The organism is Lunatibacter salilacus, from assembly GCF_009797935.1.
Taxonomy (GTDB): domain Bacteria; phylum Bacteroidota; class Bacteroidia; order Cytophagales; family Cyclobacteriaceae; genus Lunatibacter; species Lunatibacter salilacus.
The window spans coordinates 1-526 of record NZ_VOLC01000067.1 but is presented as its reverse complement, the minus strand read 5'-3'; the positions used below and the strand labels follow the sequence as shown (position 1 = coordinate 526).

The window sequence follows — 526 nt, the reverse complement described above, 5'->3', positions numbered from 1 at the left end:
CCGCATCATAGGCAAAGGCCAGCTTTGCCCCCGACGTGAACTCCACCTCCCTTGGCAGGTTGAGGTGGTTGTAGCTTATGGTTCTGATCCGCTTGTCAAGGTTGCCCGAAAGGTTGCCGTTTTGGTCATAGGAATACGCCGCGGCACTCCGTTCCTCAAAGTCCTTGGAACTGTAAGTTACGGAACGGTGGGAATCCCGTACCTGGGAAAGCCTGTTACTGTTCGCCTGATAGGAGTAAGTCAGGCTGTCCACCTCCCCATAGGTGGCCGGTGTCCTCTGGTTGCGGCGTCTCATATGGGTAATATTCCCGTTTGCGTCATATTTCATTCCGTTGACGGTAAACCAGTTGTTTTCCCCGGAAGCCGTGTAGTTGGCGGCAGCCAGCCTGTTTGCGTTGTCGTAGGCGTAGTTGTAGGTACGCGTCTTCCCCGATCCTGTCATCCCGCTCCAGTCGATTCGGGAAATGTTTCCGTTCCAGCGGTTGGCCGCGGCACCGATTTGGTAGTATAGGGTCTGCCTGAATAC

At 54.9% G+C, this 526-nt stretch carries 1 protein-coding gene; it reads right to left on the bottom strand.

Features of this window, described 5'->3' with window-relative positions:
- Positions 1 to 526 (bottom strand): hypothetical protein (locus tag FQ608_RS27160; protein ID WP_449405375.1); only part of this gene is annotated, 526 nt, incomplete at both ends.